Source organism: Sphingomonas sp. Leaf17 (assembly GCF_001421505.1).
Classification (GTDB): Bacteria; Pseudomonadota; Alphaproteobacteria; order Sphingomonadales; family Sphingomonadaceae; genus Sphingomonas.
The window spans coordinates 390497-413586 of record NZ_LMKL01000001.1; the positions used below are offsets into that span (position 1 = coordinate 390497).

General features: G+C 67.1%; 29 protein-coding genes. 9 read left to right on the forward strand and 20 right to left on the reverse strand.

The genetic code is table 11. The features are described 5' to 3' along the window. The first annotated feature begins 27 nt into the window (after positions 1-27). Complete coding sequence (lptF, locus tag ASE75_RS01885; protein WP_200922293.1) at positions 28-1224, forward strand: LPS export ABC transporter permease LptF; 1197 nt, start codon at positions 28-30, stop codon at positions 1222-1224. After that, on the forward strand, positions 1221-2309 hold the full coding sequence (gene lptG, locus ASE75_RS01890; RefSeq protein ID WP_055927961.1) for an LPS export ABC transporter permease LptG: 1089 nt from the start codon (positions 1221-1223) through the stop codon (positions 2307-2309). The genes lptF and lptG overlap by 4 nt, the downstream gene beginning before the upstream one ends. Positions 2310-2431: 122 nt before the next feature. Here lptG and ASE75_RS01895 read toward each other — a convergent pair whose 3' ends face one another. Beyond that, the gene (locus tag ASE75_RS01895; RefSeq protein WP_055929227.1) at positions 2432-3541 is read right to left on the reverse strand and encodes a fatty acid desaturase family protein; all 1110 of its coding nucleotides are present in this window, start codon (positions 3539-3541) and stop codon (positions 2432-2434) included. Positions 3542-3694: 153 nt separating this feature from the next. Here ASE75_RS01895 and ASE75_RS01900 point away from each other — a divergent pair, with 153 nt between their 5' ends. Next, entirely contained in the window at positions 3695-4849 is a 1155-nt protein-coding gene (locus tag ASE75_RS01900) for a hypothetical protein (RefSeq protein ID WP_055929230.1), read from the forward strand. Between the two features lie 52 nt (positions 4850-4901). Here ASE75_RS01900 and ASE75_RS01905 read toward each other — a convergent pair whose 3' ends face one another. From ASE75_RS01905 to ASE75_RS01935, 7 genes are all read right to left on the reverse strand, one after another. Further along, positions 4902-5213, reverse strand: a complete 312-nt coding sequence (locus ASE75_RS01905; protein ID WP_055927963.1) for a hypothetical protein — start codon at positions 5211-5213, stop codon at positions 4902-4904. Between the two features lie 171 nt (positions 5214-5384). After that, positions 5385-6188: a transporter gene (locus ASE75_RS01910; RefSeq protein WP_235512473.1), complete on the reverse strand. Its 804-nt coding sequence runs from the start codon at positions 6186-6188 to the stop codon at positions 5385-5387. Beyond that, complete coding sequence (gene xth, locus ASE75_RS01915) at positions 6185-6955, reverse strand: exodeoxyribonuclease III (RefSeq protein WP_055927967.1); 771 nt, start codon at positions 6953-6955, stop codon at positions 6185-6187. The genes ASE75_RS01910 and xth overlap by 4 nt, the downstream gene beginning before the upstream one ends. Position 6956: 1 nt before the next feature. Continuing rightward, positions 6957-7295 (reverse strand): iron-sulfur cluster insertion protein ErpA, encoded by a 339-nt coding sequence (gene erpA / locus ASE75_RS01920; protein ID WP_055927969.1) that lies wholly within the window; start codon positions 7293-7295, stop codon positions 6957-6959. Positions 7296-7353: 58 nt separating this feature from the next. After that, positions 7354-8181 (reverse strand): M23 family metallopeptidase, encoded by an 828-nt coding sequence (locus ASE75_RS01925; protein ID WP_443025281.1) that lies wholly within the window; start codon positions 8179-8181, stop codon positions 7354-7356. 335 nt (positions 8182-8516) lie between these two features. Then, a complete protein-coding gene (locus ASE75_RS01930) occupies positions 8517-8975 on the reverse strand; it encodes a peroxiredoxin (RefSeq protein ID WP_200922305.1) in 459 nt (152 codons plus the stop codon). Beyond that, the gene (locus tag ASE75_RS01935) at positions 8972-11644 is read right to left on the reverse strand and encodes a bifunctional [glutamine synthetase] adenylyltransferase/[glutamine synthetase]-adenylyl-L-tyrosine phosphorylase (RefSeq protein WP_055927972.1); all 2673 of its coding nucleotides are present in this window, start codon (positions 11642-11644) and stop codon (positions 8972-8974) included. The genes ASE75_RS01930 and ASE75_RS01935 overlap by 4 nt, the downstream gene beginning before the upstream one ends. Positions 11645-11724: 80 nt before the next feature. Between ASE75_RS01935 and ASE75_RS15315 the strand changes: the two genes are divergently transcribed. Then, complete coding sequence (locus tag ASE75_RS15315) at positions 11725-11907, forward strand: hypothetical protein (protein WP_156340049.1); 183 nt, start codon at positions 11725-11727, stop codon at positions 11905-11907. 29 nt (positions 11908-11936) lie between these two features. Here ASE75_RS15315 and ASE75_RS01940 read toward each other — a convergent pair whose 3' ends face one another. From ASE75_RS01940 to ASE75_RS01950, 3 genes are all read right to left on the reverse strand, one after another. Beyond that, positions 11937-12572 carry a sigma-70 family RNA polymerase sigma factor gene (locus tag ASE75_RS01940; protein WP_055927976.1) on the reverse strand — a complete coding sequence of 212 codons (636 nt, stop codon included), beginning with the start codon at positions 12570-12572 and terminating at the stop codon, positions 11937-11939. Positions 12573-12671: 99 nt separating this feature from the next. Next, positions 12672-12809 (reverse strand): hypothetical protein, encoded by a 138-nt coding sequence (locus tag ASE75_RS15715; RefSeq protein ID WP_055927979.1) that lies wholly within the window; start codon positions 12807-12809, stop codon positions 12672-12674. Positions 12810-12855: 46 nt separating this feature from the next. Then, entirely contained in the window at positions 12856-13659 is an 804-nt protein-coding gene (locus ASE75_RS01950) for a response regulator (RefSeq protein WP_055927982.1), read from the reverse strand. Between the two features lie 195 nt (positions 13660-13854). Here ASE75_RS01950 and ASE75_RS15815 point away from each other — a divergent pair, with 195 nt between their 5' ends. The 3 genes from ASE75_RS15815 to ASE75_RS01965 all read left to right on the forward strand — a co-directional run bounded on the left by ASE75_RS15815 (position 13855) and on the right by ASE75_RS01965 (position 16074). Continuing rightward, the gene (locus tag ASE75_RS15815; RefSeq protein ID WP_055927985.1) at positions 13855-14073 is read left to right on the forward strand and encodes a NepR family anti-sigma factor; all 219 of its coding nucleotides are present in this window, start codon (positions 13855-13857) and stop codon (positions 14071-14073) included. Between the two features lie 11 nt (positions 14074-14084). Next, on the forward strand, positions 14085-15668 hold the full coding sequence (locus ASE75_RS01960) for a sensor histidine kinase (protein WP_055927988.1): 1584 nt from the start codon (positions 14085-14087) through the stop codon (positions 15666-15668). Positions 15669-15939: 271 nt separating this feature from the next. Beyond that, positions 15940-16074, forward strand: a complete 135-nt coding sequence (locus ASE75_RS01965; RefSeq protein WP_055927992.1) for an entericidin A/B family lipoprotein — start codon at positions 15940-15942, stop codon at positions 16072-16074. Positions 16075-16177: 103 nt separating this feature from the next. On the opposite strand, the gene tatC is transcribed toward ASE75_RS01965, so the two are convergent. The 5 genes from tatC to ASE75_RS01990 form a co-directional block, all read right to left on the reverse strand. Further along, on the reverse strand, positions 16178-16945 hold the full coding sequence (tatC, locus tag ASE75_RS01970; protein WP_443025287.1) for a twin-arginine translocase subunit TatC: 768 nt from the start codon (positions 16943-16945) through the stop codon (positions 16178-16180). Further along, complete coding sequence (gene tatB, locus ASE75_RS16095; protein WP_055928003.1) at positions 16939-17343, reverse strand: Sec-independent protein translocase protein TatB; 405 nt, start codon at positions 17341-17343, stop codon at positions 16939-16941. Before tatB ends, tatC begins: the two co-directional genes overlap by 7 nt. 35 nt (positions 17344-17378) lie before the next feature. Further along, positions 17379-17615 (reverse strand): twin-arginine translocase TatA/TatE family subunit, encoded by a 237-nt coding sequence (locus ASE75_RS01980; protein ID WP_055928006.1) that lies wholly within the window; start codon positions 17613-17615, stop codon positions 17379-17381. Between the two features lie 118 nt (positions 17616-17733). Next, a complete protein-coding gene (gene scpB, locus ASE75_RS01985; protein WP_055928011.1) occupies positions 17734-18312 on the reverse strand; it encodes an SMC-Scp complex subunit ScpB in 579 nt (192 codons plus the stop codon). Beyond that, the gene (locus ASE75_RS01990; RefSeq protein WP_055928013.1) at positions 18309-19034 is read right to left on the reverse strand and encodes a segregation and condensation protein A; all 726 of its coding nucleotides are present in this window, start codon (positions 19032-19034) and stop codon (positions 18309-18311) included. The genes scpB and ASE75_RS01990 overlap by 4 nt, the downstream gene beginning before the upstream one ends. Before the next feature lie 207 nt (positions 19035-19241). Here ASE75_RS01990 and ASE75_RS01995 point away from each other — a divergent pair, with 207 nt between their 5' ends. Beyond that, on the forward strand, positions 19242-19550 hold the full coding sequence (locus tag ASE75_RS01995) for a hypothetical protein (RefSeq protein WP_055928017.1): 309 nt from the start codon (positions 19242-19244) through the stop codon (positions 19548-19550). Between the two features lie 127 nt (positions 19551-19677). On the opposite strand, the gene ASE75_RS02000 is transcribed toward ASE75_RS01995, so the two are convergent. Continuing rightward, entirely contained in the window at positions 19678-20691 is a 1014-nt protein-coding gene (locus ASE75_RS02000) for a polyprenyl synthetase family protein (RefSeq protein ID WP_055928020.1), read from the reverse strand. A gap of 129 nt (positions 20692-20820) precedes the next feature. On the opposite strand from ASE75_RS02000, the gene ASE75_RS02005 reads away from it, so the two are divergent. Further along, positions 20821-21099: a chorismate mutase gene (locus tag ASE75_RS02005; RefSeq protein WP_055928023.1), complete on the forward strand. Its 279-nt coding sequence runs from the start codon at positions 20821-20823 to the stop codon at positions 21097-21099. Between the two features lie 90 nt (positions 21100-21189). On the opposite strand, the gene ASE75_RS02010 is transcribed toward ASE75_RS02005, so the two are convergent. From ASE75_RS02010 to ASE75_RS02020, 3 genes are all read right to left on the reverse strand, one after another. Then, positions 21190-21864: a hypothetical protein gene (locus ASE75_RS02010; RefSeq protein WP_055928026.1), complete on the reverse strand. Its 675-nt coding sequence runs from the start codon at positions 21862-21864 to the stop codon at positions 21190-21192. Positions 21865-21871: 7 nt separating this feature from the next. Further along, the gene (locus tag ASE75_RS02015; protein ID WP_055928029.1) at positions 21872-22198 is read right to left on the reverse strand and encodes a DUF6481 family protein; all 327 of its coding nucleotides are present in this window, start codon (positions 22196-22198) and stop codon (positions 21872-21874) included. Positions 22199-22343: 145 nt separating this feature from the next. After that, on the reverse strand, positions 22344-23072 hold the full coding sequence (locus ASE75_RS02020; RefSeq protein WP_235512474.1) for an arylesterase: 729 nt from the start codon (positions 23070-23072) through the stop codon (positions 22344-22346). Between the last annotated feature and the right edge of the window lie 18 nt (positions 23073-23090).

Sequence of the window (23090 nt, forward strand, 5' to 3'; positions counted from 1 at the left end):
CGCCTGATCTGAGCCAGCCTTAGCCCCATGAAATCCATCGACCGCTACATGGCCCGGCTCATCGCGGTGCCGCTGTTCACGACGCTGCTGATCTCGGCGATGCTGCTGGTCCTCGACCGGATGCGGCGGCTGTTCGATTTCGTCGCGACCGAGGGCGGGCCGATCAGCGTCGTCTGGCGGATGCTCGCCAACCTGCTGCCCGAATATCTGGGTCTTGGCATCCCCATCGGCCTGATGCTCGGCATCCTGCTCGCCTTTCGCAAGCTGGCCAATTCGTCCGAACTCGACGTGCTGCGCGGGATCGGCATGAGCTATACCCGGTTGCTGCGCGTGCCGTACATGTTCGCGTTCGGACTGGCCGCGATCAACCTGGCGGTGGTCGGCTATGTCCAGCCGATCGCGCGCTATTATTACGAAGGCCTGCGCTTCGAGCTGCGTACCGGCGCGCTGGGTGCCTCGATCAAGGTCGGCGAGTTCACCCATCTGGGCGACAAGATGACGCTCAGGATCGAGGAAAGCCGCGACAAGGGCCGCGAACTGTCGCGCATCTTCGTCAATGCCAGGACGCCCAAGGGCGACTGGATCGGCGTGACGGCCGAGCGCGGGCAATTCATGGCGACCGACGACCCCAACGTCATCATCTTCCGCCTGACCAACGGCACGCTCATCCACAACCGGCCCGACTTCAAGACGCCGCGCGTGCTGACCTTTACCAGCCACGACCTGCCGATCGACCTGCCGAAGTTCGAATCCTTCCGTCAGCGCGGCGGGCGCAACCTGGAATACACGCTGGTCGAGCTGGCGCGGAACGGCCACGACGCGGGCGTGACGGAGAAGCAACGCGACAGCAGCCGGGCCGAGTTCCACTTCCGCGTGGTCGAGGTCGCGACGATGTTCCTGCTGCCGATGCTGGCGCTGGCGCTGGGCGTCCCGCCGAAACGATCCTCGTCCTCGCTTGGCGTGTTCCTGTCGATCGTGATGATCGTGACCTATCACAAAGTGAACGAATATGCGGCGTCGATCGGCGATCTGGGGCGGATCGACCCGCTGATCGCGCTGTGGATACCGTTCCTGATCTTCGCGGGACTGGTCTTCTGGATGTACTACACCATCGCCTATGTTCCCGGCGGACAGCCGATCGCCGCGCTGGAGCGCGTGTTCGCCAAGGCGGGCAAGACGATCGGGCGGATGATGCCGGGTCGCAAGCGGGAGAAGCGGGCATGAAGATCTTCGCCTCGCGCACCGTCGCGCTGTACATGGGCAAGGCGTTTCTGCGGAACACCTTCGCCATCCTGCTCGCGCTGGTGCTGGTGCTGCAGGCGCTCGACCTGCTCAGCGAGACGGGCGACATCCTGGCGTTTCCGGGCAATGGCGATGCGCAGGTCTGGCGCTATGTCTCGCTGCGGGCACCGGAGATCATCGCCTTCTTCCTGCCCTTCTCGGTGCTGCTCGGCACCATCCTGACGCTCATCACGATGAACCAGAACAGCGAGATCGTCGCGCTGAAGGCATCGGGCCTGTCGGCGCATCAGGTACTCGCCCCGCTGCTGATCGCCAGCTTCGGCGTCGCGATCCTGTCCTTCACGTTCAACGAACGCGTCGTCGCGCGCGCCACCGCAACGCTCGCACAGTGGAAGGCGGTCGATTACGGCGTCATGCCGGTCGATCGCGGCGACCGTACGAACGTCTGGGTGCGCGACGGCGACGACCTGATCCAGGTCGCGCAGGTCAAGGGGCGGGGCACGAATACCAAACTGGGCGGCATCACCCTATACGACCGTCAGGGCGGGTCGTTGCGCGCGATCGTCACCGCGCCGAACGGCGTCCGGGTCACCGGCGGCTGGCGCATCTTCCCGGCGCAGCGGTTCGACGTCGCCGCCGGTACGCTGACCAATGCGCCCGAGATGATCGTCGGCCAGGGCGTCCGGCCGGATCAGCTGACACTGGCCAATGTCGATGCGGAGGGGTTGTCCTTCACCGCATTGCAGGCGGCGATCAGCGACCTGTCCGAATCCGGCCGCCCCACGCAGGCGTTGGAGGGGTCGCTTTGGCACAAATTGTCGTCGCCGCTGTCGTCGGTGCTGATGCCGCTGCTGGGCGCGGTGGCGGCGTTCGGCATCGCCCGATCGGGCAAGCTGTTCGTCCGCGCGGTGATCGGCATGGGACTGGGCTTCGCCTATTTCGTCGCCGATAATTTCGCGCTCGCCATGGGCAATCTGGGGGCCTATCCGCCCTTCCTCGCCGCCTGGGCACCCTTCCTGCTGTTCTTCCTGATCGGCGAGGCCGTGCTGATCCGCACCGAAGAGTAAGGCAACGGTCAGCCCGTTTCCGACTTCCGTCGGTGACCTGTGGAGCTTGCCTTACATCCCAGGAATTTCAAGGACGCTGGCCCGATAGCGGGCACATCGCCCGTTATCACGCTCCGACGTGCCTACCGTCGCACGACCATCGTGCTCCGCGTGATCTTCCACACCAGACCCGGCAGACCGGGATAGCTCGCCTTGTGATAGGGCGAATCGACCGCCAGGGCCTTCGACAAACGCCGATGCGCCTCACCCAGCGCGTGATAGGGAACGCCGGGCAACAGATGGTGCAGCGCGTGATAGCGCAGGCCCACGGGCGCCCACAGCACCGGCAGCAGCGCGGGCGGCGGCACGTTGACCGTGTCGAGATACTGCGCGGTCACGCTCATCGCCTCCCCGTCATTCTCCCACAGATGCGCGACCAGCGTGCGGACCTGGTTGATGACCGCAAGGCCCGACACCACGCCAAGGAAGATCAGGAACGCGCGCAGCGGAACAACGCCGGTGGCGACCATTGCGATCAGGGCGATGCCCCAGATGCTGGCGGCGGCCTCGATCCGGTTCCACTGCGTGCGGAACGCGCCCTCCGGCATCCGGCGGCGGAAGGACGGGTTGATCGCCAGCGCCGAAAACCGCTCGACCACGATCTTCCGCAGGCCCGGCACCACCAGCGACAGCGGCGACAGCACCGCATAGCGAAACAGCAGCGCGATCGGGGCCAGCGCCGACACGACGATGAACAGCGGCAGCGTCCACGGCTTCATCAGCGCCAGCGGCAGATATTCGGGATCCTCCGCCGTGCCATACCGGGTCTTGGCATGGTGCAGGTTGTGGACCCCCTCGTACATGAACGACGGCGTCAGCAGCGGCACGCCGACCAGCGCGTTCCAGCCGATGCGGAACCCCGGCAGCGACGCGTGCTTCACATGGGTCAGCTCGTGGATGAAACTCAGCGCCCGGTATAGCGCCAGCATCGACACGATCCCGGCAACAATCGCCAGTGGCGTCGAATCGACCAGGATCGCCGCGGCCAGCGCGCCATAGCCCACCGTGACCGACGCGATCAGGTCGCCCCAGTAGATCGCGGCGCTTGGTTTCCCCAGCGACCGGGTGAGTTCGGCGGCGGTGCGCAACATCGCCTTGTCATCGGCGACGCGCAACGACGGCGCGGCCGTCCGCGCCGAACCTTGGGGACCGCCCGCGACATCGGCGGGATCGAAGGCAAGCGATGGTGTCATGACGCTGTTCATTACTGATAGATAGTGGCGCAACGGTGGCAGTAAAGGCCGCCGCCCGTTCCGCGCCCGCCACCCCGCCCTCATCCGTCTTGACACCGCACGCGTCAGGACGGAGTGCGCGGCACGAAGCCGCAAACGAAGGGCGCACCCGCCATGGCCAGTTCCGTCACCATCCGCCCCGTCCAGTCCAGGGCCGATCGCAAGGCGTTCATCGCCCTGCCCTTCCGGCTGTATGCCGACGATCCCAACTGGGTGCCGCCGCTGAAGTCGGAGGCGCTTGGCCTCATCACGCCCGAAAAGAACGGCTGGTTCAGCCACGCCAAGGCACAACTGTATCTCGCGATGCGCGACGGCCGCGTCGTCGGCCGCATTTCGGCGCATATCGACACGCTGGCGCTGACCATGCCGGCCGACCGGGGATTTGGCCCGGGCGTCGGCCAGTGGGGCCTGTTCGATGCCGAGGACGGCGACATCGCGGCCAAACTGATCGCGACGGCGGAGGACTGGCTGCGCGGTCAGGGCATGACCCGCGCGCTGGGACCGATCAGCATGTCGATCTGGGAGGAGCCGGGCCTGCTGACCGACGGCTACGATCATCCACCGACGATCATGATGGGCCATGCGAAACCGGTCTATCGCGACTGGATCGAGGGTGCCGGCTATGGCGCGGTCAAGGATCTCTACACCTACGAAGTCGATATCACGAAGCAGTTCCCCAAGATCGTCCAGCGGATCATCAAGTCGGGCGACGCGAATCCGCGAATCCGCATCCGTAACGTCGACAAGACGAAGTTCGATCAGGAAGCCGCGATCATCCTGGCGATCCTGAACGACGCGTGGGCCGACAATTGGGGCTTCGTGCCGCTGACCCCGCCGGAGATCGCGGATGTCGGCGTCAAGCTGAAGCCGATCGTGTTCAACGACCTGATCCGCATCGCCGAGCTGGACGGGCGTCCGGTCGCGTTCATGATTACCCTGCCCGACCTGAACGAGGCGATCGCGCCGCTGAAGGGCAGCCTGTTGCCGTTCGGCTGGGCGAAATTGCTGTTGTGGCTGCGCAAGCCGAAGGTGCGGACGGTGCGCGTGCCGCTGATGGGCGTGGTGAAGGACTTGCAGGCCTCGCGGATGGCGAGCCAACTGGCCTTCATGCTGATCGAATCGATCCGGGTGAACTCGAACGTGCATTATGGCGCCACCCGCGCCGAAATCGGCTGGATCCTCGATGACAACCAGGGGATGCGCTCGATCGCCGACACGATCGATAGCCGGCGGAACAAGGTCTACACGATCTACGGTCGCGATCTGTGATCGGGCGGGGTGTGTCGGCACGGATGCCGATACGCCCCGCCACCGGCCACGGTCAGCGTGCGTCGTCCACGATCGCGAGGCGCGATCCGGTCACCGCGCGGCGGAACTTGCTGGCATAATCGTTCGGCTCGACACCCAGCCGCCGCCATTCGGCCCCGGTCTTGCAGCTCTTGCCCGTGATGTACGTGCCGGTCGCAGTCGTTTGGAAACAATAGCGTACAGGCTTGGCAGCGATGCTGGCGGTAGCGACCTCGGGCTTCACGACCGTCTCGGCGGATGCCCCGGTGGCGGCGAAGACAGCGACGGCCGCACCGATCGAGAGGATCGAGGCGCGGGCGGCTTGGGCGACGAACGACTTGGCCATGATGGAAATCCTTTGCTGTAGCACCGGACATCAACGTCCGTATCCTGGCTACTGCATTAGTCGTGCCATACAGTCGGATCGTGCAATATCAATGACTTGGCAAATCGCGTCGTGGGAAATGGCACCGAATCCCATGGCCCTGCACCAGAATGTGGCGCATCTTGCCAGCCGTCAGAACCGGCGGGCGATCCCGGCATAGATCCGCGCATCCGGCGTGTCGTCGTTCAGGCCGGTTGCCCCGCCGATATCGAACTGGAGATCGGGGCCGGCCTTCCAGCCGAACGACAGCGCCGCCTGCGTCATGGTCGCCGGCTCGACCGGGTCGTCGTCGCGCGCCACCGCCAGTTCCAGTTCGACGTCCACGCTGCGCGTCAGGTCGATGTCGATCCCCGCCACGCCGCCATAGGCCAGATGCCGACCGCGCCCGCCGCTGTTGGCCGCCGCGTCCACCTCTGACGTGAATTGCAGGTTCACCGCCTCCGACAGATCGTAGGTGACCGGCACGAGCACCCCCGTGCTCCACGTTCCGTTGCCCGGCGGCCGCCGCCCGATCGGCAGGCCGACATAGGGCAGGACCGCGATCGACAGCCCCTCGCCATCCGGCGCGCGCAGGCTGGCCTTCAGCCCCAGCCGTGCATCGCCGACACCAGCGGTCGCATCGACCTTGCCGGCCTTGCGATCGCGTTGCCGGACGAAGGGCGACCATGTCACCTGCGCCTCGACCCGGTCGGTCAGGCCCAGCCGGACCCCGGTCGTGCCGAACATCAGCGTGTCGCTGCGGGTGCCGTCGCCATCGTCGCGGGTCCAGTCGGCAAGGCCGGTTTCGACCGATACCCGCCCCGGCGCGATCGTGCAGGCGGGCGTACCCAGACCGGGTCGTTCCGGGCAATAGTCGCGGTCCTGCGCCAGACACGGCGTCGCCAGTCCCGCGGTCGCGATCACCGCAAGCCGCAACCAGCGACCCGCCTTGGTCACCGCAGACGGACCCAGGTCGGCGCGTGGTCGCTCGCCTTTTCGCGCCCCCGGTGCGCCTTGTCGACACCGGCATCGGCCATCCGGTCGGCCGCCTGCGGACTGAGCAGCAGATGGTCGATGCGGAACCCCGCATCACGCTGCCACGCCCCCGCCTGATAATCCCAGAACGTCCAGACGCCGCCGGTCGGGTAGCGCGTGCGCAGCGCATCGGTCCACCCCTGCGCCACCAGCCGGCGATAGCCCTGACGGCTTTCGGGCTGCATCAGCGCGTCGTCCTGCATCGCGCGCACCGAATAGGTGTCGTCGTCGTTCGGGATGACGTTGTAGTCGCCGGCCAGCACCACCGGCACTTCCTCCTCCAGCAGGACGGCCGCCCGCGCGCGCAGCCGGTCGATCCAGCGCAGCTTGTAATCGAACTTCGGCCCGGGTTGCGGATTGCCGTTGGGCAGATAGATCGAGGCGACGACCAGGCCGTCGACCTCGGCCTCCAGATAGCGGCTGTGCTCGTCCTCCGGCTCGCCGGCAAGGCCGCGCTGGCGCTCGACCGGATCGGTGCCCCGCGCCAGTACCGCGACGCCGTTGAACCCCTTCTGCCCATGCCACAGCGCGCCATAGCCGGCAGCGCGGATATCGGCTTCGGGAAAGGTTTCGTCGCTGGATTTCAGTTCCTGGAGACAGACGATATCCGGCTGTTCCTCGGTCAGATATTCCAGCAGCCGGGGCAGGCGCGCCTTGATGCCGTTGACGTTGTAGCTGACGATCTTCACGTCAGACCGCGAAGCTGGAGCCACAGCCACACCCGCTGGCCGCATTCGGGTTTTCGACCTTGAACGCCGCGCCGCCGAGCGATTCGACGTAATCGACCGCACATCCCCGCACCAGATCCAGGCTGATGCTGTCGACGACCAGACGGACGCCATCGGTTTCGGCGACGCTGTCGTCGGCGTCCACCGCATCGGCGAACCCGAACTTGTACTGGAAGCCGGAACAACCGCCGCCGTCGACGGACAGGCGCAGGATGGCGGGCTTACCCTGCTTTACCGCGATCGCGGCGACGCGCGCCGCGGCGGACGGAGTCAGGGTGATGTCGGATGCTGATGTGGCCATGACTGAAGATAGGCGCGCGCGCCGTGCTGGGCAACCGTGCGCATGGTGTTCCCGGCCGTCAGTCCTGCGATGCCTCGGTGGAAATCGGGATCGTCCGCAGCGTGCGGTCCTGCGCGGCCAGCAGATAGTCGGCGGTGGTCAGGAAGGGGATCGGGTTCACGGCATGGCCGTCGATCCGGACTTCATAATGCAGGTGGCTTCCGGTCGAACGGCCAGTGGACCCCATCAGGCCGATCAGCTGCCCGCGCTTGACGCGGGTGTTGGGCTGGACCAGCAGCTTGGACATGTGGCCGTAGCGGGTGGCGATACCCTTGCCATGGTTGATCTCGACCATATTGCCGTACCCGCCGCGACGGCCGGATTCGGCGATGATCCCGTCGGCGGTGGCATAGATCGGCGTGCCGACCGGACCGGGAATGTCGACGCCGGCATGCATCGCGGCAGTGCCGCGGAACGGGTCGGACCGGATGCCGAAATTGCTGGTGAACTTCATCGCGTTGACCGGCTGCACCGACGGAATGGCAATGACGCCCTTCTGCAGGGAATCCAGCTTTTTCCAGGTCATGAACAGCGACCGGAACTGCTCGTCGGCGCGCAGGTCGACCTCTGTCGCGGAACCGGCCGTCGCCGCGCTGGTCGCGGCCTCGAACGGACCACCGATCGCCCTGGCTGCCGGCGAATGGCCGTCGCCGACGGTCTTTCCGGTCCGCGCATGGACATCATCGGCGACCGGGGTCAGGCGACCGTCGGCCGTCGGGCGGACGGGGGCGGCAATCCCGCCGCGCACGTCGTCGGCGGCCTGGGCGGCACCGCCCATCGACAATCCGACCATCGCGATACCGGCGGCAACCGCCAGCCGCTTCCCGATCGACGAACCGGACCGCAAGGCCCTGGCTTCAGGTCCGGTCGAAGCGTCGTCAGTCGGAAACAAGGCGCGGATGGCAGAAGCGGTGTGCGTGAAAATGACCATGGATCCCCGGCAAAATCGTCGCGCCGCACGATCCGATCGACCGTGCGCCACCAGAAAAGTCGGTCTTGAGTAGCAGCCCCACCGCATCCCAGACGTTGTCAGACTAATGGCCAGATCGGGTGGCATCCCGCAACCCGTGGCGGCGTGTCCCGCGCTGGACCGCCTGCCAGCCGCGCCGAGCCGTTTAACCATGGCTGAACACGGGATCACCGCGCGCGCAGGCCGGCATCCGAATCGTTTGCAGGCACCGGTCAGGCGGCGGTCGCGTGGTCCAGCACGGCCTGCGCGTGGCCCGGCACCTTCACCTTGCGCCAGGCCCTGGTGCACACGCCGTCGACGAACAGGAACGTCGCCCGCTCGATCCCCATATAGGTCTTGCCGTACATCGACTTCTCAACCCAGACGCCGAACGCGTCGCAGGCCGCGCCACTCTCGTCGCTGAGCAGTTCGACCGACAGGTCGTGCTTGGCGGAAAACTTCGCGTGCGCGCGCGGCGGATCCTTCGACACGCCGACGACGCGGATGCCGGCGGCGGCGAAATCCGCGGCCAGTGCGGTGAAATCCAGCGCCTCGCGGGTGCAGCCGCTGGTGTCGTCCTTCGGATAGAAATACACCACCGTCCGGCCGGTGCCGAGCGCCGCTGTATCGAACGCCGCGCCGTCGGCCGTCGCGACCTGCACCGCCGGCATGTGCTCACCCTCGATCATCATGGTCCCCTTGCCACCATCGCCCATATTCGCGACACCTCCTGCCGCGTCGATTCCAGCGTGGCAACCACCGCGTCCCAATCGGCCAGTCCCAGCGCGCGCGCGATCAGGACGCGGGTGGCGGGCGTCGGCGGCTGCGCATCGGGTGCGACGAGGCGCAGCGTCACCAGCAGCCGGGTCAGCACCGCATGGGCGGCCACCAGCGTCGGCGGCAGCAGCCCGGCCGACACCAGCGCGTCGATCGCCCGGCCCAGATGCGGGTCGAAGCCGGCGCGATGCGTCAGCTGGACGACATGGACCGCGAACTCCAGGTCGACCAGACCACCGGGCAACAGCTTGGCATCGAGGCTGCCGAGCGGCGGCTTGTGCGCGGCCATCTCCGCCCGCATCGCCGCCGCCTCGGCCGCAACATCCCGTGCCGGTCGCGCACCGCCCAGCACGTCGTCGACGATCGCCGCCACCGCGCCCCGCGCGGCCGGCGTCCCGAACACCGGCCGCGCGCGCGTCAGCGCCATATGCTCCCACGTCCAGGCATCCGCGCGCTGATACCGCGCAAAGGAATCGAGCGACACGACCAGCGGACCTTGCGTGCCCGACGGGCGCAGCCGCGTGTCGATGTCGTAGAGCGGCCCGGCGGCGGTCGCGACCGACAATGCCGCCGTCACCCGCTGCGCCAGCCGGTTATAGTAGAGCGTCGCGCCAAGCGGCTTGGCCCCGTCCGATTCACACGCGAAATCGCCGGTGAACAGATAGATGAGATCAAGGTCCGACGCATGGCTGAGCGCCGCGCCGCCCATCCGTCCCAGCGCCAGGATCACGAACTCGCTGTCCAGCACCCGTCCATGGACCGCGGCGAAATCGTCAATCGTTGCCTGCACCAGCACCGCGATCGCCGCCTCGGCCAGCCTCGCATAGCCGCCGGCCACGTCCAGCGGGTCGGCCGTGCCGGCGACGATCTGCACGCCCAGTGCAAAGCGTTTTTCCGCCACCACGCGACGGACATGGTCGAGCAACGTCTCATAGGATTGACCGGCGTCGCCCTGCCGCATGTCCGCCGCCAGCCGCTCGACCGAAGCGACGGGGTCGAAGGCGCTGGCGTCGATCAGTCCGTCGAGCAACGCGGGGCGTCGCCCGAGCAGGTCGGCCAGCGGCGGCGCATGGCTCAGGATCGCCGCCAGGATCGTCGCCAGCCCGGGCCGTGCCTCCAGCAGGCGCAGGACGTTGATCGCGCTCGGCAACCGCTCCAGCACCCGGTCCAGCCGCACCAGCGCGGCCGCCGGGTCGGCCGCACCGCCAAGCGCGGTCATCAGATCGGGCAACACCGCCTCCAGCGCCTCCTGCGCCGCGACGCTGCGCAGCGCGGGATAGCGCCCGGTCCGCCACGCCGCGACCCGCTGACCCGCGCCTGGCGCGTCGGCAAATCCGGCGGCGGCCAGCGTCGCCTCCAGCTGCACCGGATCGCGCGACAGGCCCGGCCGCTCCTCCCCGTCCAGCGCGTCGTAGATCCGCCCGGTCGCGGTCACATGCGGTTCAAGCACTGCGAGCAGCGCGGGACCATCCGTCAGCCCGTGCAGCCGCGCCACCCGGTCGAGCGCGGCCCCCGTCGGCAGCGCGTGCGTCTGACGATCGTCGATCATCTGCACCCGGTGCTCGATCGTTCGCAACAGGGTGTAGGCATCGGTCAGCGCCGCCGAATCGTCCGGCGCGATCCGCCCCGCCGCCGCCAGCCGCATCAGCGCGTCGCGGGTCGCGGGCGCGCGCAGCGCCACGTCGCGGCCACCATGGATCAACTGGTGGATCTGCGCATAGAATTCGACCTCGCGGATCCCGCCGCGTCCGCGCTTCAGGTCGTAGCCCGGTCCGAACACCTGCCCCTGCGCGTGGTGGTCGCGAATCCGGCGCGATATGCCGCGAATCTCGCGCACCGCCCCGAAATCCAGCGCACGACGCCAGACGAACGGGCGCACCGCGTCAAGGAACCCCTGCCCCAGCGTGCGGTCGCCGGCGGCGGCGCGGGCGCGGATGAACGCCGCGCGTTCCCATGGCAGCGCCTGCGATTCATAATAGCTGATCGCCGCGTCCACCGGCAGCACGATCGGCGTGATTTCGGGCGAGGGCCGCAGCCGCAGGTCGACGCGCAGCACATAGCCGTCACCGTCGCGCGCCTGCAGCAGTTCGACGACCCGCTTGCCGATACGAACCGCCGCCGCCTCCGGCTCCTCGCGCGGGCGGCGCGGCAGCGTGGCCGGGTCGAACACAAGGATCGGGTCGATATCCGACGAATAATTCAGTTCGCCGCTGCCCTGTTTGCCCAGCGCGATCGCGGCAAATCCCGTCGCATCGGCATCCGGCGTCCGTTCGGCGATCGCCGCGCGGATGGCCATGTCGAGCGCGGTATCGGCAAAGTCGGTCAGTGCGGCGGTGACCTGCGTCAGGTCCAGCAGCCCCGCCAGATCGCCGATCGCGACCGTGAGCGCGACCCGCCGACGCGCCAGCCGCAGGCGGCGACCAACGGGGGCATCGGCCAGTGCCGGATCGAATATCGCAACCGCCTGCCCGGCCAGCATCGCCGTGGCGACATCCGGTTCCCGGTCGAGCAGCGTCGCGAGAAACGGAGCCTCCGCCCGCGTGCGGCGGATCGCGTCGGCGATCAGCGGATCGGGGCGTGTCATCGAACCCGATTCCGGGCGAGCGCGGAACTTATGTCAAGTCGAAACTGCAACATTTGCCGCGCTCGGCCGTTCTGACCGGTATGACGACGTGCCCGCCTTCTCCGACCCGCAGCCCCGGCAAGGAAAGCTATGTCGTGCGTCGGCCACAGGTGGGCGACCTGCTCGGCGCGACGCTCTGCAATGCCTATGTCGCGGTCGAGGGACTGCCCGAGGACATGGCGCGTGCGATAGCCAGGCTGGACCGTCTCCCCGCTCGACACTGACGGCGGAGCTGTACCTGAAGCACCCGCGATCAACGTTCCCGGCTGAGATGCTCGACTTCACCCATGATCGTGTCGAGCACGCTGCGACTCTTGTCTACCTCATGGCTGCGACGTGACGGCAGCGAGCCGTCATTCATCAGGGTTTCCAGCGCGACCCGCCCCCGGGCGACCCGGCTCTTGATCGTGCCGACCGCCACGTTGCAGATTTCCGCCGCCTCCTCATAGGCGAAGCCACCGGCACCAACCAGAATCAACGCCTCGCGCTGTGGCTGCGGCAGATGCATCAGCGCGCGCTGCATATCGCCCAGTTCGACGTGCCGGTCCTGGCTCGCCGGCGCGGCCAGAATCCGGTCGGCGACCAGATCGTCCCACTCGCCCTTGAACCGCGCCCGGCGCATCTGCGACAGGTACAGGTTGCGCAGGATGATGAAGGTCCAGGCCCGCATGTTGGTGCCGGCCTGAAACCGCTTGCGCGCGGCCCATGCCTTCAACAACGTTTCCTGCACCAGATCATCGGCAAGATCGCGGCTGCCCGACAACGAGCGGCCGAACGCGCGCAGGTGCGGAATGACCTGTGCGAGCTGTGTCTTGAATTCGGGATCGGACAGCGAGACATGCTCGGGCACCTCGGTGCGCTCGCCGTCTTCTTGCTCCAGTTCAGTCATGTAAATCCGATCAACCGGGACGGTACAAGACGCGTTGCGTCCGGTCGCTGCATACGCGCGACCGGACGAAAGCGCCAGCTTCGACGTCCCTTCAGAAACTTACCGGAGCAGCAGTACCGCGAAGATCGCGATCACGAGCACCAGCGAGATGGGCAGGATATAACGGGTCACATGGGTAGATGCCCCTGCACGCGCATCCTTGCCGTCGACATGGACGGGTGGTTCTGAGTTTGCCATTTCTGCTCAACCCCTGAAAAGCCGTTATGGGTCCGTCATTATCGCATCACACAGCCGGAACGGTCGCCTGATCGAAGAACAACGCCTGGCTGATCGCCGCCTTCACCGTCGACCGCTGGAACGGCTTGGTGATGAGGAAGGTCGGCTCGGGCCGCTCGCCGGTCAGCAGTCGTTCCGGGAAGGCGGTGATGAAGATCACCGGCACTTCGAACTTGGCGAGGATGTCCTTCACGGCATCGATGCCCGAGCTGTCGTCGGCCAGCTGGATGTCGGCCAGCACCAGACCGGGGCGGTCCTCCATGGCCAGCGCAACCGCTTCGTCGCGGGTCACCGCCACGCCGGTCACGTCATGGCCAAGGTCACGGACGATCGTCTCGATGTCCATCGCGATGATCGGCTCGTCCTCGATGATGAGGACACGGGCGCGGGTCTGGTTCTCGATTTCCGACAGGGCCTCGGTCACCAGTTGCTCGACTTCCTGCGAATCGACCTCGATCAGATACGCGGCGTCCTCCGGCGTGAAACCCTCCATCGCCGTCAGCAGCAGCGCCTGCCGCGACAACGGCGTCATCCGTGCCAGCCGTGCGCGGGCAACAGCCTCCTGCCCCTCGGCCGTGCCGTCGTCGTCCTGCGCGGTTTCGTCGTAATTCGCGGAAGTCCAGATCGCCTGGAACATCCGGTACAGGCCAAGCCGCGGATCGACATCGCGCGGAAACTCCTCCGGCGCGGCCACGATCGCCTCAAGCGTCGCCCGGACATACCGGTCACCCTGCGTCTGGCTGCCGGTCAGCGCGCGGGCGTACCGCCGCAGGAAAGGGAGATGTGGTGCGAGTTTCTGTCCAAGCGACATGACGTACGGAGACTCCCTGGGATGTTCTTGACGACCATGTGCGCGGCACCGGCCGTGGTTTCAATGCGTTTGCAGAAAAACCGACCCCGGCATGGACCGGTGCGGATTTTTCATGTGATGCCGGAACCAACGAGACGCTTTTTGGTTTCACCTGCATAATTTTGTGCAACAGACGCGCAGATCACAGGTGTTTTATTGTTTGCCGTCGTGGGCCGCCGGATCGGCGGCAGCGACGCCAGGGGGATTACCAGTTTGGTTCAGCAATCGACGGACCGGGCGAAGACGGGCACCAGGCCCGCAAAGGTCCAGAGCAAGGATCGCGACATGGGCGCGGCCTTGCGATCCATCTATGAAAAGACCGTCGACGAAACCGTCCCCGCCGAAATGCTCGACCTCCTGGGCAAGCTCGATTAACCCTTCCCGTCATGACCAGTGACGCCGAACCGGGCCGTACGCCAGCCGTACCGCCGACGCTACTTGCGCGACTGCCCACCGGCGCAAAACTCTTCCTGATCCTCAGCGCCGCGCTACTGCCGCTGGCGCTGATCGCCATCGTCGCGACGTTCCAGACCAGCCGGGTCGCCGATGCCGAGGCGCGCGCCCGCCTGCGCGTCGCCGCCGACGAGAGCGCACGCGCGATAGCCATTGAACTGATCGGCGACATGACCTCACTGCGATCGGCCGTGAAGGCGCTGACCGCCGACCGGGGTGACGCCCCGAGTTGCGCGCGCGTTCAGGGCGTGTTCGCGCAGCAGGCGGCAACCGGCACCCGTTTCGTCATCACCGACGCCACCGGACGCGCGCTATGCGGCACCCCGCTGCCCGTCAACGTGAACCTGCCAGATGAAGCACATCCGATCGTCGGCACCATTGCCGAGGACGACGGACTGGTACTGGGCCTCACCGGCCCGCCCGGCGCACCGCGCGCCCGTGCGTTTTTCCCGCGGTCGTTCCTTGCCAGGCTGGGCGCGCCGAGCAGCCGGGCCATCGTCTACAGCCAGACCCTGACGCTGGGCGAGAACACGCTGGTGCTGGAGGATATTCCGGGCGTCCAGCCGTTCGATCGCATGGAAACGATGCAGACCGAGATCGGCATCGCCGGCCTGACCCTGCGCACCAGCATCCGCAGCGCGCCGATCACCTCCTCGCTGGTCGTCGCGATGCTGCTGCCACTGCTGATGTGGGCCGCCGCCGTCGGGATCGGATGGTTCGTCGTCGACCACCTGCTCATCCGTCCGCTTCGCCGCCTGCGCACCGATGTCGCCAACTACACACCGGGCGAAGTGATCGACCCCGGCAAGGGTGGCGCGCTGCCGGCGCACGAGATCCGCGAACTGGGCGATACCTTTCGCGCGATCAGCCACACCGTCGCCCTGCACGAGGCGGGTCTGGCCGAGGGACTGATCCGCCAGACCAAGCTGACGCGCGAAGTGCATCACCGCGTGAAGAACAACCTCCAGGTCATTTCCAGCCTCATCAATTTTCACTCGCGCGGCGCCCCCACGCCGGAGGCGGTCGCTGCCTATGCCTCGATCCAGCGGCGTGTCGACGCGCTGGCGGTCGTGCACCGCAACCATTTCGCCGAGATGGAGGACAATCGCGGCCTCAACCTGCGGTCGGTGCTGGGCGAACTGGCCTCCAACATCCGCGCGACCGCGCCCGACGAGGCGCACGGCCTTGGCATCGTCCTCGATGTCGAACCCTATATGGTCAACCAGGATGTCGCGGTCGCCGTCGCATTCCTCGTGACCGAGACGATCGAACTGGCGATGAGCTGCGATCCCACCGCGCAGATCCGCGTGGCGGTGAAAAGCGGCGATGTCGAGGGTCGGGCGCTGTTGCGGGTCATATCGCGCTCGCTGGTCGAAAGCGACTCGCTGCGCGATTTCGTCCAGCGTCGCTATGGTCGCGTCATGGAGGGGCTGTCCCGCCAGTTGCGATCCAAACTGCACCACGATCCGCTGACCGGGGCCTATGAAATCTCGGTCGCCGTCGTCGGCCACGCCTGATCGCCGAAAATGCGTAGCGCGATGGAACCGACTTCAACATGCGACGTTTGATACTTCGGATAGCGACCTTATGCCCCCCCGCTCCGCTATCCGCTCATAAGGCTCGGAAGCGCTGACCCTCCCCCCCCCCGGTGGCGCTTCCGGGCCTTTCACGTTTCAGACAGGTGTATGCGACGATCCGTGTGGCCGCGAACAGCGGAACCATCTCGGATACGGATCATTCTGTCCGGGACTGTTCGTCATCGTGACCGAACGTGTTCAGGAGGTTCTCATGCGTAAACTGGTAGCTATCGCCGTCGTCACCGGTGCCCTGTTGGTCAGCGCCTGCAACACCGTCGAGGGTGTCGGCAAGGACGTGAAGTCGGCTGGTGACACCGTCGCCAAGACCGCAGGCGACGCCAAGTAAGACGCAAGGCTGAAAGGCCAAGGAAAAGGGCACCAGTCGAAAGACCGGTGCCCTTTTTCATGTCTGCGAACGTGCAAAGAAGACGTTTGTCGCCGATGCCAAATTATTCAACGATCTCAAGCGCCTTGATCCTGGCGCGCTTGCGCTCGGTGAACCAGATCCCGACCAGCGCCAGTTCGTAGAGGATGCACAACGGGATCGCGAGCAGCAGCTGCGACCCGATATCCGGCGGCGTCAGCACAGCGGCGATCGCGAATGCGCCGACGATGGCATAGCGACGCGCACCGATCAGCTGTTTCCGCGTGACGATACCCGCGCGCTCCAGCAGCATCAGCAGCACCGGCAGCAGGAACGCCGCGCCGAAGCCGAACAGGAACTGCATGATGAAATCGAGATAGTTGCCGACACCGGGCAATGCCTCGCGCTTCACGCCGCCGACCATGCCGTCGAAGCCGAGCAGGAAGTGCAGCGCCATCGGCACCGCAACGAAATACGCCATCGCCGCCCCCATCCCGAACAGCACCGGCGTGGCAAACAGGAACGGCAGCACCGCCCGCTTTTCCTGACGGTACAGGCCGGGGGCGACGAACTGCCACAATTGCGTGGCGATGACCGGAAACGCGATCATCATCGCCGCGAAGAACGCGACCTTCACCTGCACGAAGAACGCTTCGAAAATCTGGGTATAGATCAGCGTTCCTTGCCCCGCGGCCAGCAGCGGCTGGACGAGGAACCCGAAAATCTGTTCGGAAAACGTCATCGCCACCGCGAACGCGACGACCAGCGCGGCCAGCGAGAACAGCAGGCGCTTGCGCAGTTCGATCAGGTGATCGAGGAGCGGCGCGCGGCTTTCGTCGAGTTCGCTCACGATGCGGCCCCTTCGCCGGGATGGGGAGTGGAGGCCGCCGCGGCGGTCACGACCGGCTTTTCGACCATGACCGGCGTGCCGGTGCCGGCCGTGTCGCTGGCCGGATCATCCGCCTTTTCCAGCGAAACCTTCGTTGCCGCACCATCAGCGGCGACACCGTCGGACGGCGCGTGTTCGGCCATGATCCGGGCATTTTCGGCGGCCCAGCGCTTTTCCATTTCCTCCAGCTCGGCCTCGCGCACCATGGCGTCGAAGCCGGAACGGAACTGGTGCGACACCGCCCGTGCCTTCCCCACCCAATAGCCGACGACCCGCATCGCCTTGGGCAGATCCTTCGGCCCGATCACGAGCAGGGCGATGACGGCGACGAGCAACAGCTCGGACGGCGCGATATTGAACATTCAGGCGAGCCGGTCAGCCGTTACCGAACCGTCGCTCAGCGATCGTCGCGGACGCGGTTGCCGTCGCGATCGAACGCCGGATCGGCCGTCTTCTGCGCCTCGATCCGCGATGCCGGCTTGGTCGTGTCGTCGTCGTGCTCGGCCATGCCCTTCTTGAAGTTCTTCACGCCCTTGGCGACATCGCCCATCAGGCTGGAGAAACGACCGCCGCCAAGCAACAGGATCGCGACGACGGCGAGGACGAGCAGATGGATGGGGCTGAAACCGCCCATGGCAATTCTCCTGATTATGCGTCCTATCTAGGGCACGCACCGATGACCGGCAATGGTCGTCATGTCCCGCAGATACGCGGACGCGACCGCTTTGGACGTCGCAGTTTACAGTTCGGCGTCACCGTGCGTCATCATCGTCCGCCGCCAGCGCCGCCTGCTCCAGCGAGAGGTCGACCGGATCGAGCAGCCCGGCGGCGCGCAGGTCGTCGATGCCGGGCAGATCGCGACGGCTGGCCAGCCCGAAATGGTCGAGAAACGCCGGCGCGGTCGCGTAGGTCAGCGGCCGCCCCGGCAGTTCGCGGCGACCGGCGGGGCGGATCCATCCCGCCTCCATCAGCACGTCCAGCGTCCCCCTGGCCACCGCGACGCCGCGAATGGCCTCGATCTCGGCGCGGGTGACGGGTTCGTGATAGGCGATGATCGCCAGCGTCTCGATCCCCGCACGGCTCAGGCGGCGCACCTCCTCGCGATCGCGGCGCAGGATGTGGGCCATGTCGGGCGCGGTCTGGAAATGCCAGCGATCGCCGCGCCGGACGAGCTGGATCCCGCGCGGGCCATAATCGCGCGCCAGCACGTCCAGCGCCGCGCGGATGTCACCATCCCCTACATGGGCGCGGATCGTTTCGATCGTCGCCGGTTCGGCGGCGGCGAACACGACGGCCTCGACCGCACGAACGAAAGGGTCGGGCGGCGTCACGGCAAGGCACGCAGATACAGCGGCGCGAACGGTCCCGCCTGCCGCAATTCGACCCGCCCCTGCCGCGCCAGTTCCAGTGCGGCCAGAAAGCTCGACGCCAGCGCCGATGTCCGCAGGGCCGCGGCACCATCCGGCAGGAAGGTCGCGATCACGGCCCAGTCGATCGTCGTCTCCAGCAACGCCGACACCCGCTCCAGCGCGGTTTCCAGCGTCATGACCTGTCGGTCGCGGACCAGATGCATGACCGGCCGCGTCCGTGCGCTGACCCGGCCATAGGCGGCGATCAGGTCATAGATTTCGGCGGTCCACGTCACCTGCCGCACCATGCGCAACCCCTCCGCCGCCCCGCGCGGGAAGACGTCGCGCCCGGTGCGGTCGCGCGCCATCAGACGCGCCCCCGCCTCGCGCATCGCCGCCAGCCGTTCGAGCCGGTGCTGCAACCGCAACGCCAGATCCTCGGGGTCCGGCTCCTGTAGCGGATCGCGCGGCAACAGCAGCGCAGACTTCAGATAGGCGAGCCACGCCGCCATCACCAGGTAATCCGCCGCCAGTTCCAGCCGCAACGCCGCCGCCCGTTCGACATAGGCGAGATATTGTTCGACCAGTTGCAGGATCGAGATCGCACGCAGATCGACCTTCTGCCCGCGCGCCAGGGCCAGCAGCAGGTCGAGCGGCCCTTCCCACCCATCCAGGTCCAGCGTCAGCGTTTCCGGCTCGGTCATGCCCGGATCATAGCAGCGGCGGCGGCAGCGTCACGCCCCGTAGGCGACGCCGCACGCATCCGCCGGCCGCAAGCCCCCGGCGGATGCGTGCGGCGCAATCACCGTCGCCTCCTTTGCAATTGCCGCATATGCTGCACCGCAATAAGTATACAAACGAAGTTCGGCACGGCCGGGCCACCGCACCTTTATCCGATCCGGAGAACGACCATGCGCAAGACCCTGACCCTTCTCGCTACCGCAGCAGCCGCCCTGACCTCGACCATCGGCATGGCCCAGTCGACCTCGGATCAGACGGCCCCGAAGCAGTTCGTGCATGAGGGCAAGACCTATGTCTACACGACCGCGATGAAGGACGGCCGCACCGTGATCGACGGCCATCGCCTGCCGGATCGCGCCCCCTTCCACCTGGTCGTTCGCAACAACCGCGTCAGCGGCATGTCGGGTGGCATCCCCGTGTCGTTCCCGGTCGCGCAGGCCAAGGGTGCCGCCAGCGGCGTGGCGACCATCGCCAACTGATCCCGGGCGCGGGGCAGGCCCCACCCGGACGGGTGGTGCCTGCCCCGACCTGTGACGGCAGATACGGAAAAAGCCGGCCTTGCAAGAGGCCGGCTTTTTCGTGTTCGCCTGCGCTGCGTCGAAAAAGTCAGTAAGCCCGGGCGACCGCGAACTCCACCGCCTCGATCATCGCGTCCTTGGCCTTGCCATTGGCAAAGCCGGCGATCGCGTCGATCGCGCGCGCGCCATAGTGCCGGGCGCGGGCCAGCGTGTCGGCGACCGAGTGCGTCGCCTGCACCAGCGTGATCGCGTGGGCGAAATCGGCATCGGAATCACGCCGTCCCTCGACCGCGTCCTTCCAGAACTGGCGATCCTCGGCGTTGCCGCGCGCATAGGCGAGAATGACGGGCAGCGTCATCTTGCCCTCGCGGAAGTCGTCGCCGGCGTCCTTGCCCATCGTACCCGCGTCCGACACATAGTCGATCGCATCGTCGACCAGCTGGAACGCGATGCCCAGATTGCGGCCATAGGCGTCGAGCGCGGCTTCCTCCGATTCGGGCCGCTCGGCGACGACCGCGGCAATGCGGCAGGCGGCGGCGAACAGCGCGGCGGTCTTGGCGCCGATGATGTCGAGATAGCGATCCTCGTGCAGGTCGATCCGGCGCGCGGCGGTCAGCTGGTTGACCTCGCCCTCCGCGATCACGGCCGATGCGTTCGACAGGATCTTCAGCACCTTGTTGCTGCCGTCCTCGACCATCAGTTCGAAGCTGCGGCTGAACAGGAAGTCGCCGACCAGCACGCTGGCCGGATTGCCCCATATGATGTTGGCGGTGCGCTTGCCTCGGCGCAGGTCGGATCCGTCGACCACGTCGTCGTGCAACAGCGTGGCGGTGTGGATGAACTCGACCGAGGCGGCGAGCCGGTGGTGGCGCGTGCCGGTATAGCCCAGCAGCCGCGCGCTCGCGAGCGTCAGCATCGGCCGCATCCGCTTGCCCCCGCCGGCAATCAGGTGACCGGCCAGTTCGGGAATCAACGGGATCTGCGACTGCATGCGGTCGAGGATGACCGCATTGACCATGTTCATGTCGCCGGCGACAAGCTGCACCATCGGCTCAAGCGACGGTTGCGGCCGGGGATCTATGCGGTGGACGGTGGCGGTCATCTCGTGGGCGGCTCTGGCCGCAAGTGCCGCCAAACGCAAGCCTCGGGCTTGCCGATCCGACGTTACGGCATCAAAAGACCGCCGACGCGCGCCGAAGACCGGCCGAACGACGAGTGAGGAACCCGCGCCATGGCCGACGATGTGCTCAAGGGATATCGGCAGAGCATCGACAATATCGACGCCGCGCTCGTGTTCCTGCTGGCCGAACGGTTCAAGGTGACGCAGGCGGTCGGGCGTCACAAGGCGCAGTCGGGCCTGCCGCCCGCCGACCCCAATCGCGAGGAAAACCAGATCGCCCGCCTCCGCAAGCTGGCCGAGGATGCCGATCTGGACCCGGAGTTCTCGGAAAAATTTCTGCGCTTCATCATCGACGAGGTGATTCGCCACCACGAAAAGCTGCGGGAATAGCGGCGGTCCGTCACCCGGATTCGAGCGACCCCCGTTTTTCCGCGCGGGGATATTCCGCATGCGTGATGGCAGGGTCCTGCGACCCCGGTGTTACTCAGGCTTCGTCGCGAACCACAGGATGTGTCGTTGCCCGGTTCCCTTGCCGCTGGACCGCACCACGACCTCTTCGACCGCGAACCCGGCATCGCCCAGCCGGCGCGTGAAGGCCGCATCCGCGCCGGCCGACCAGATCGCCAGCACACCCCCCGGCCGCAACGCGCGTCGCGCCGCCGCCAGTCCGGCCAGCCCGTACAGCCGGTTGTTGGCCGTCTGGGTCAGGCCGTCGGGGCCGTTGTCGACATCCAGCAGGATCGCGTCATAGGCCAATGCCGACGCGGCGATCGTCGCCCGCACATCCTCGACCCGGATCGCGACGCGGGGGTCGTCGAGACAGCCGGCGAACACCGCCGCCATCGGCCCGCGCCCCCAGTCGACGACCTGCGGCACGAGTTCGGCGACGGTCACCGCCGCCCCCTGCCCCAGCCCGGCCAGCGCGGCGCGCAGGGTAAAGCCCATGCCAAGCCCGCCGATCAGCATCGCTGGATCGGAACGGGCCGGCATCCGGTCGATGGCCATGGTGGCCAATGCCTCCTCGGACCCGCGCACCCGGCTGTTCATCAGCTCGTTCGCGCCCAGCATGATCGAGAATTCGGCCCCCCGCTGGATCAGCCGGAGCGAACCGCCGCCGGGAAGGTCGGCGGTGTCGATCAGGACGCGCGGGACCATCGGCCGCTTACTTGCGCTTCTTGCGCGCCGCGTACTTGGCGTCGCGAATCGCCTTCTTCTCGGCCTCGGTCAGCTCGGGCTTCATCGCCGCCTTCTTGGCTTCCTCGGCGGCGATCGCGGCGGCCTTCTTCTCCGCCTTGGCGGTTTCCTCGGCCTCGCGCTTGGCGCGACGCTTCTCGATCTCGGCGGCCTCGCGCGCCTCCTTGGCGGCCAGACGCTCGGCGGCGACGGCCGGGTCGATCTGCGGCTTGGCCTTCAGCTTTTCCAGCGCCTTCTGCTTGGCCTGTGCGGCGAGGGCAGCGCGTTCCTGAAACGTGGGATCCTTGAAGCTCATCTTGGCGTAACAACTCCTGGCGAACGGTGCGCCGCCGCGACCCAGTGTCACAGGCAATCCGTCGTTCGCAAATGATGGAAGAGCGGCGCGTATAGCCGAACCGGCGCAAAACCGCAAAGGCGGCGCACACCGGCCGCCACGCCCGCTACATCGTGGGCATACCCCCGCCAAGCGGCGCGGCGGTCGCCAGCCTCGGCGCCAGCAATGGCGTGACCCGGTCCGCGATCCGCGCCGCGCCGGTCGCGTTGGGATGGACCCGGTCGGCCTGCATCAGCGCGGGATTGCCGATCACCCCCTCCAGCACGAACGGGTACAGCGCGGCGTCGTAGCGTTTCGCGAGGTCCGGCCAGATCGAATCGAACGCGGCGGTATAGTCCGCGCCCAGATTGGGCGGCGCGCGCATGCCCGTCAGCACCACCGGAATCCCCCGCGCCTTCAGCACGTCCAGCATCGCGGTCATGTTCGCGCGTGTCTCGGCCGGCGATATCTGGCGCAGCACGTCGTTGCCGCCAAGACCCAGCAGGACGAGGTCGGGCTTGCGCGTCATGTTGTCGAGCGTGAAGGCCAGCCGCTGGCGACCGGCGGCGCTGGTATCGCCCGACACGCCGGCGTTGACGACCGTGGCGTTCACGCCCCCACGCCGCAACCGGTCCTGAATCGCGTCGGGCAGGCTGGCACCGGGCGCAAGGCCGTAACCGGCATACAGGCTGTCCCCGAACGCCAGCACCAGCCGCTCGGGCGCGCGCGGACGCGCCGCGCGGGGTGTGGTCGATCCGGCAGCGGCGTTCGTCGTCGGCGCGGCCTCCGGCGGGGCGATCGACGGCGCGCGATTGCACGCCGCCAGCAACACCGCTTGGAGAAGCGTCGCCGCCACCACATATCGCATCGGTCC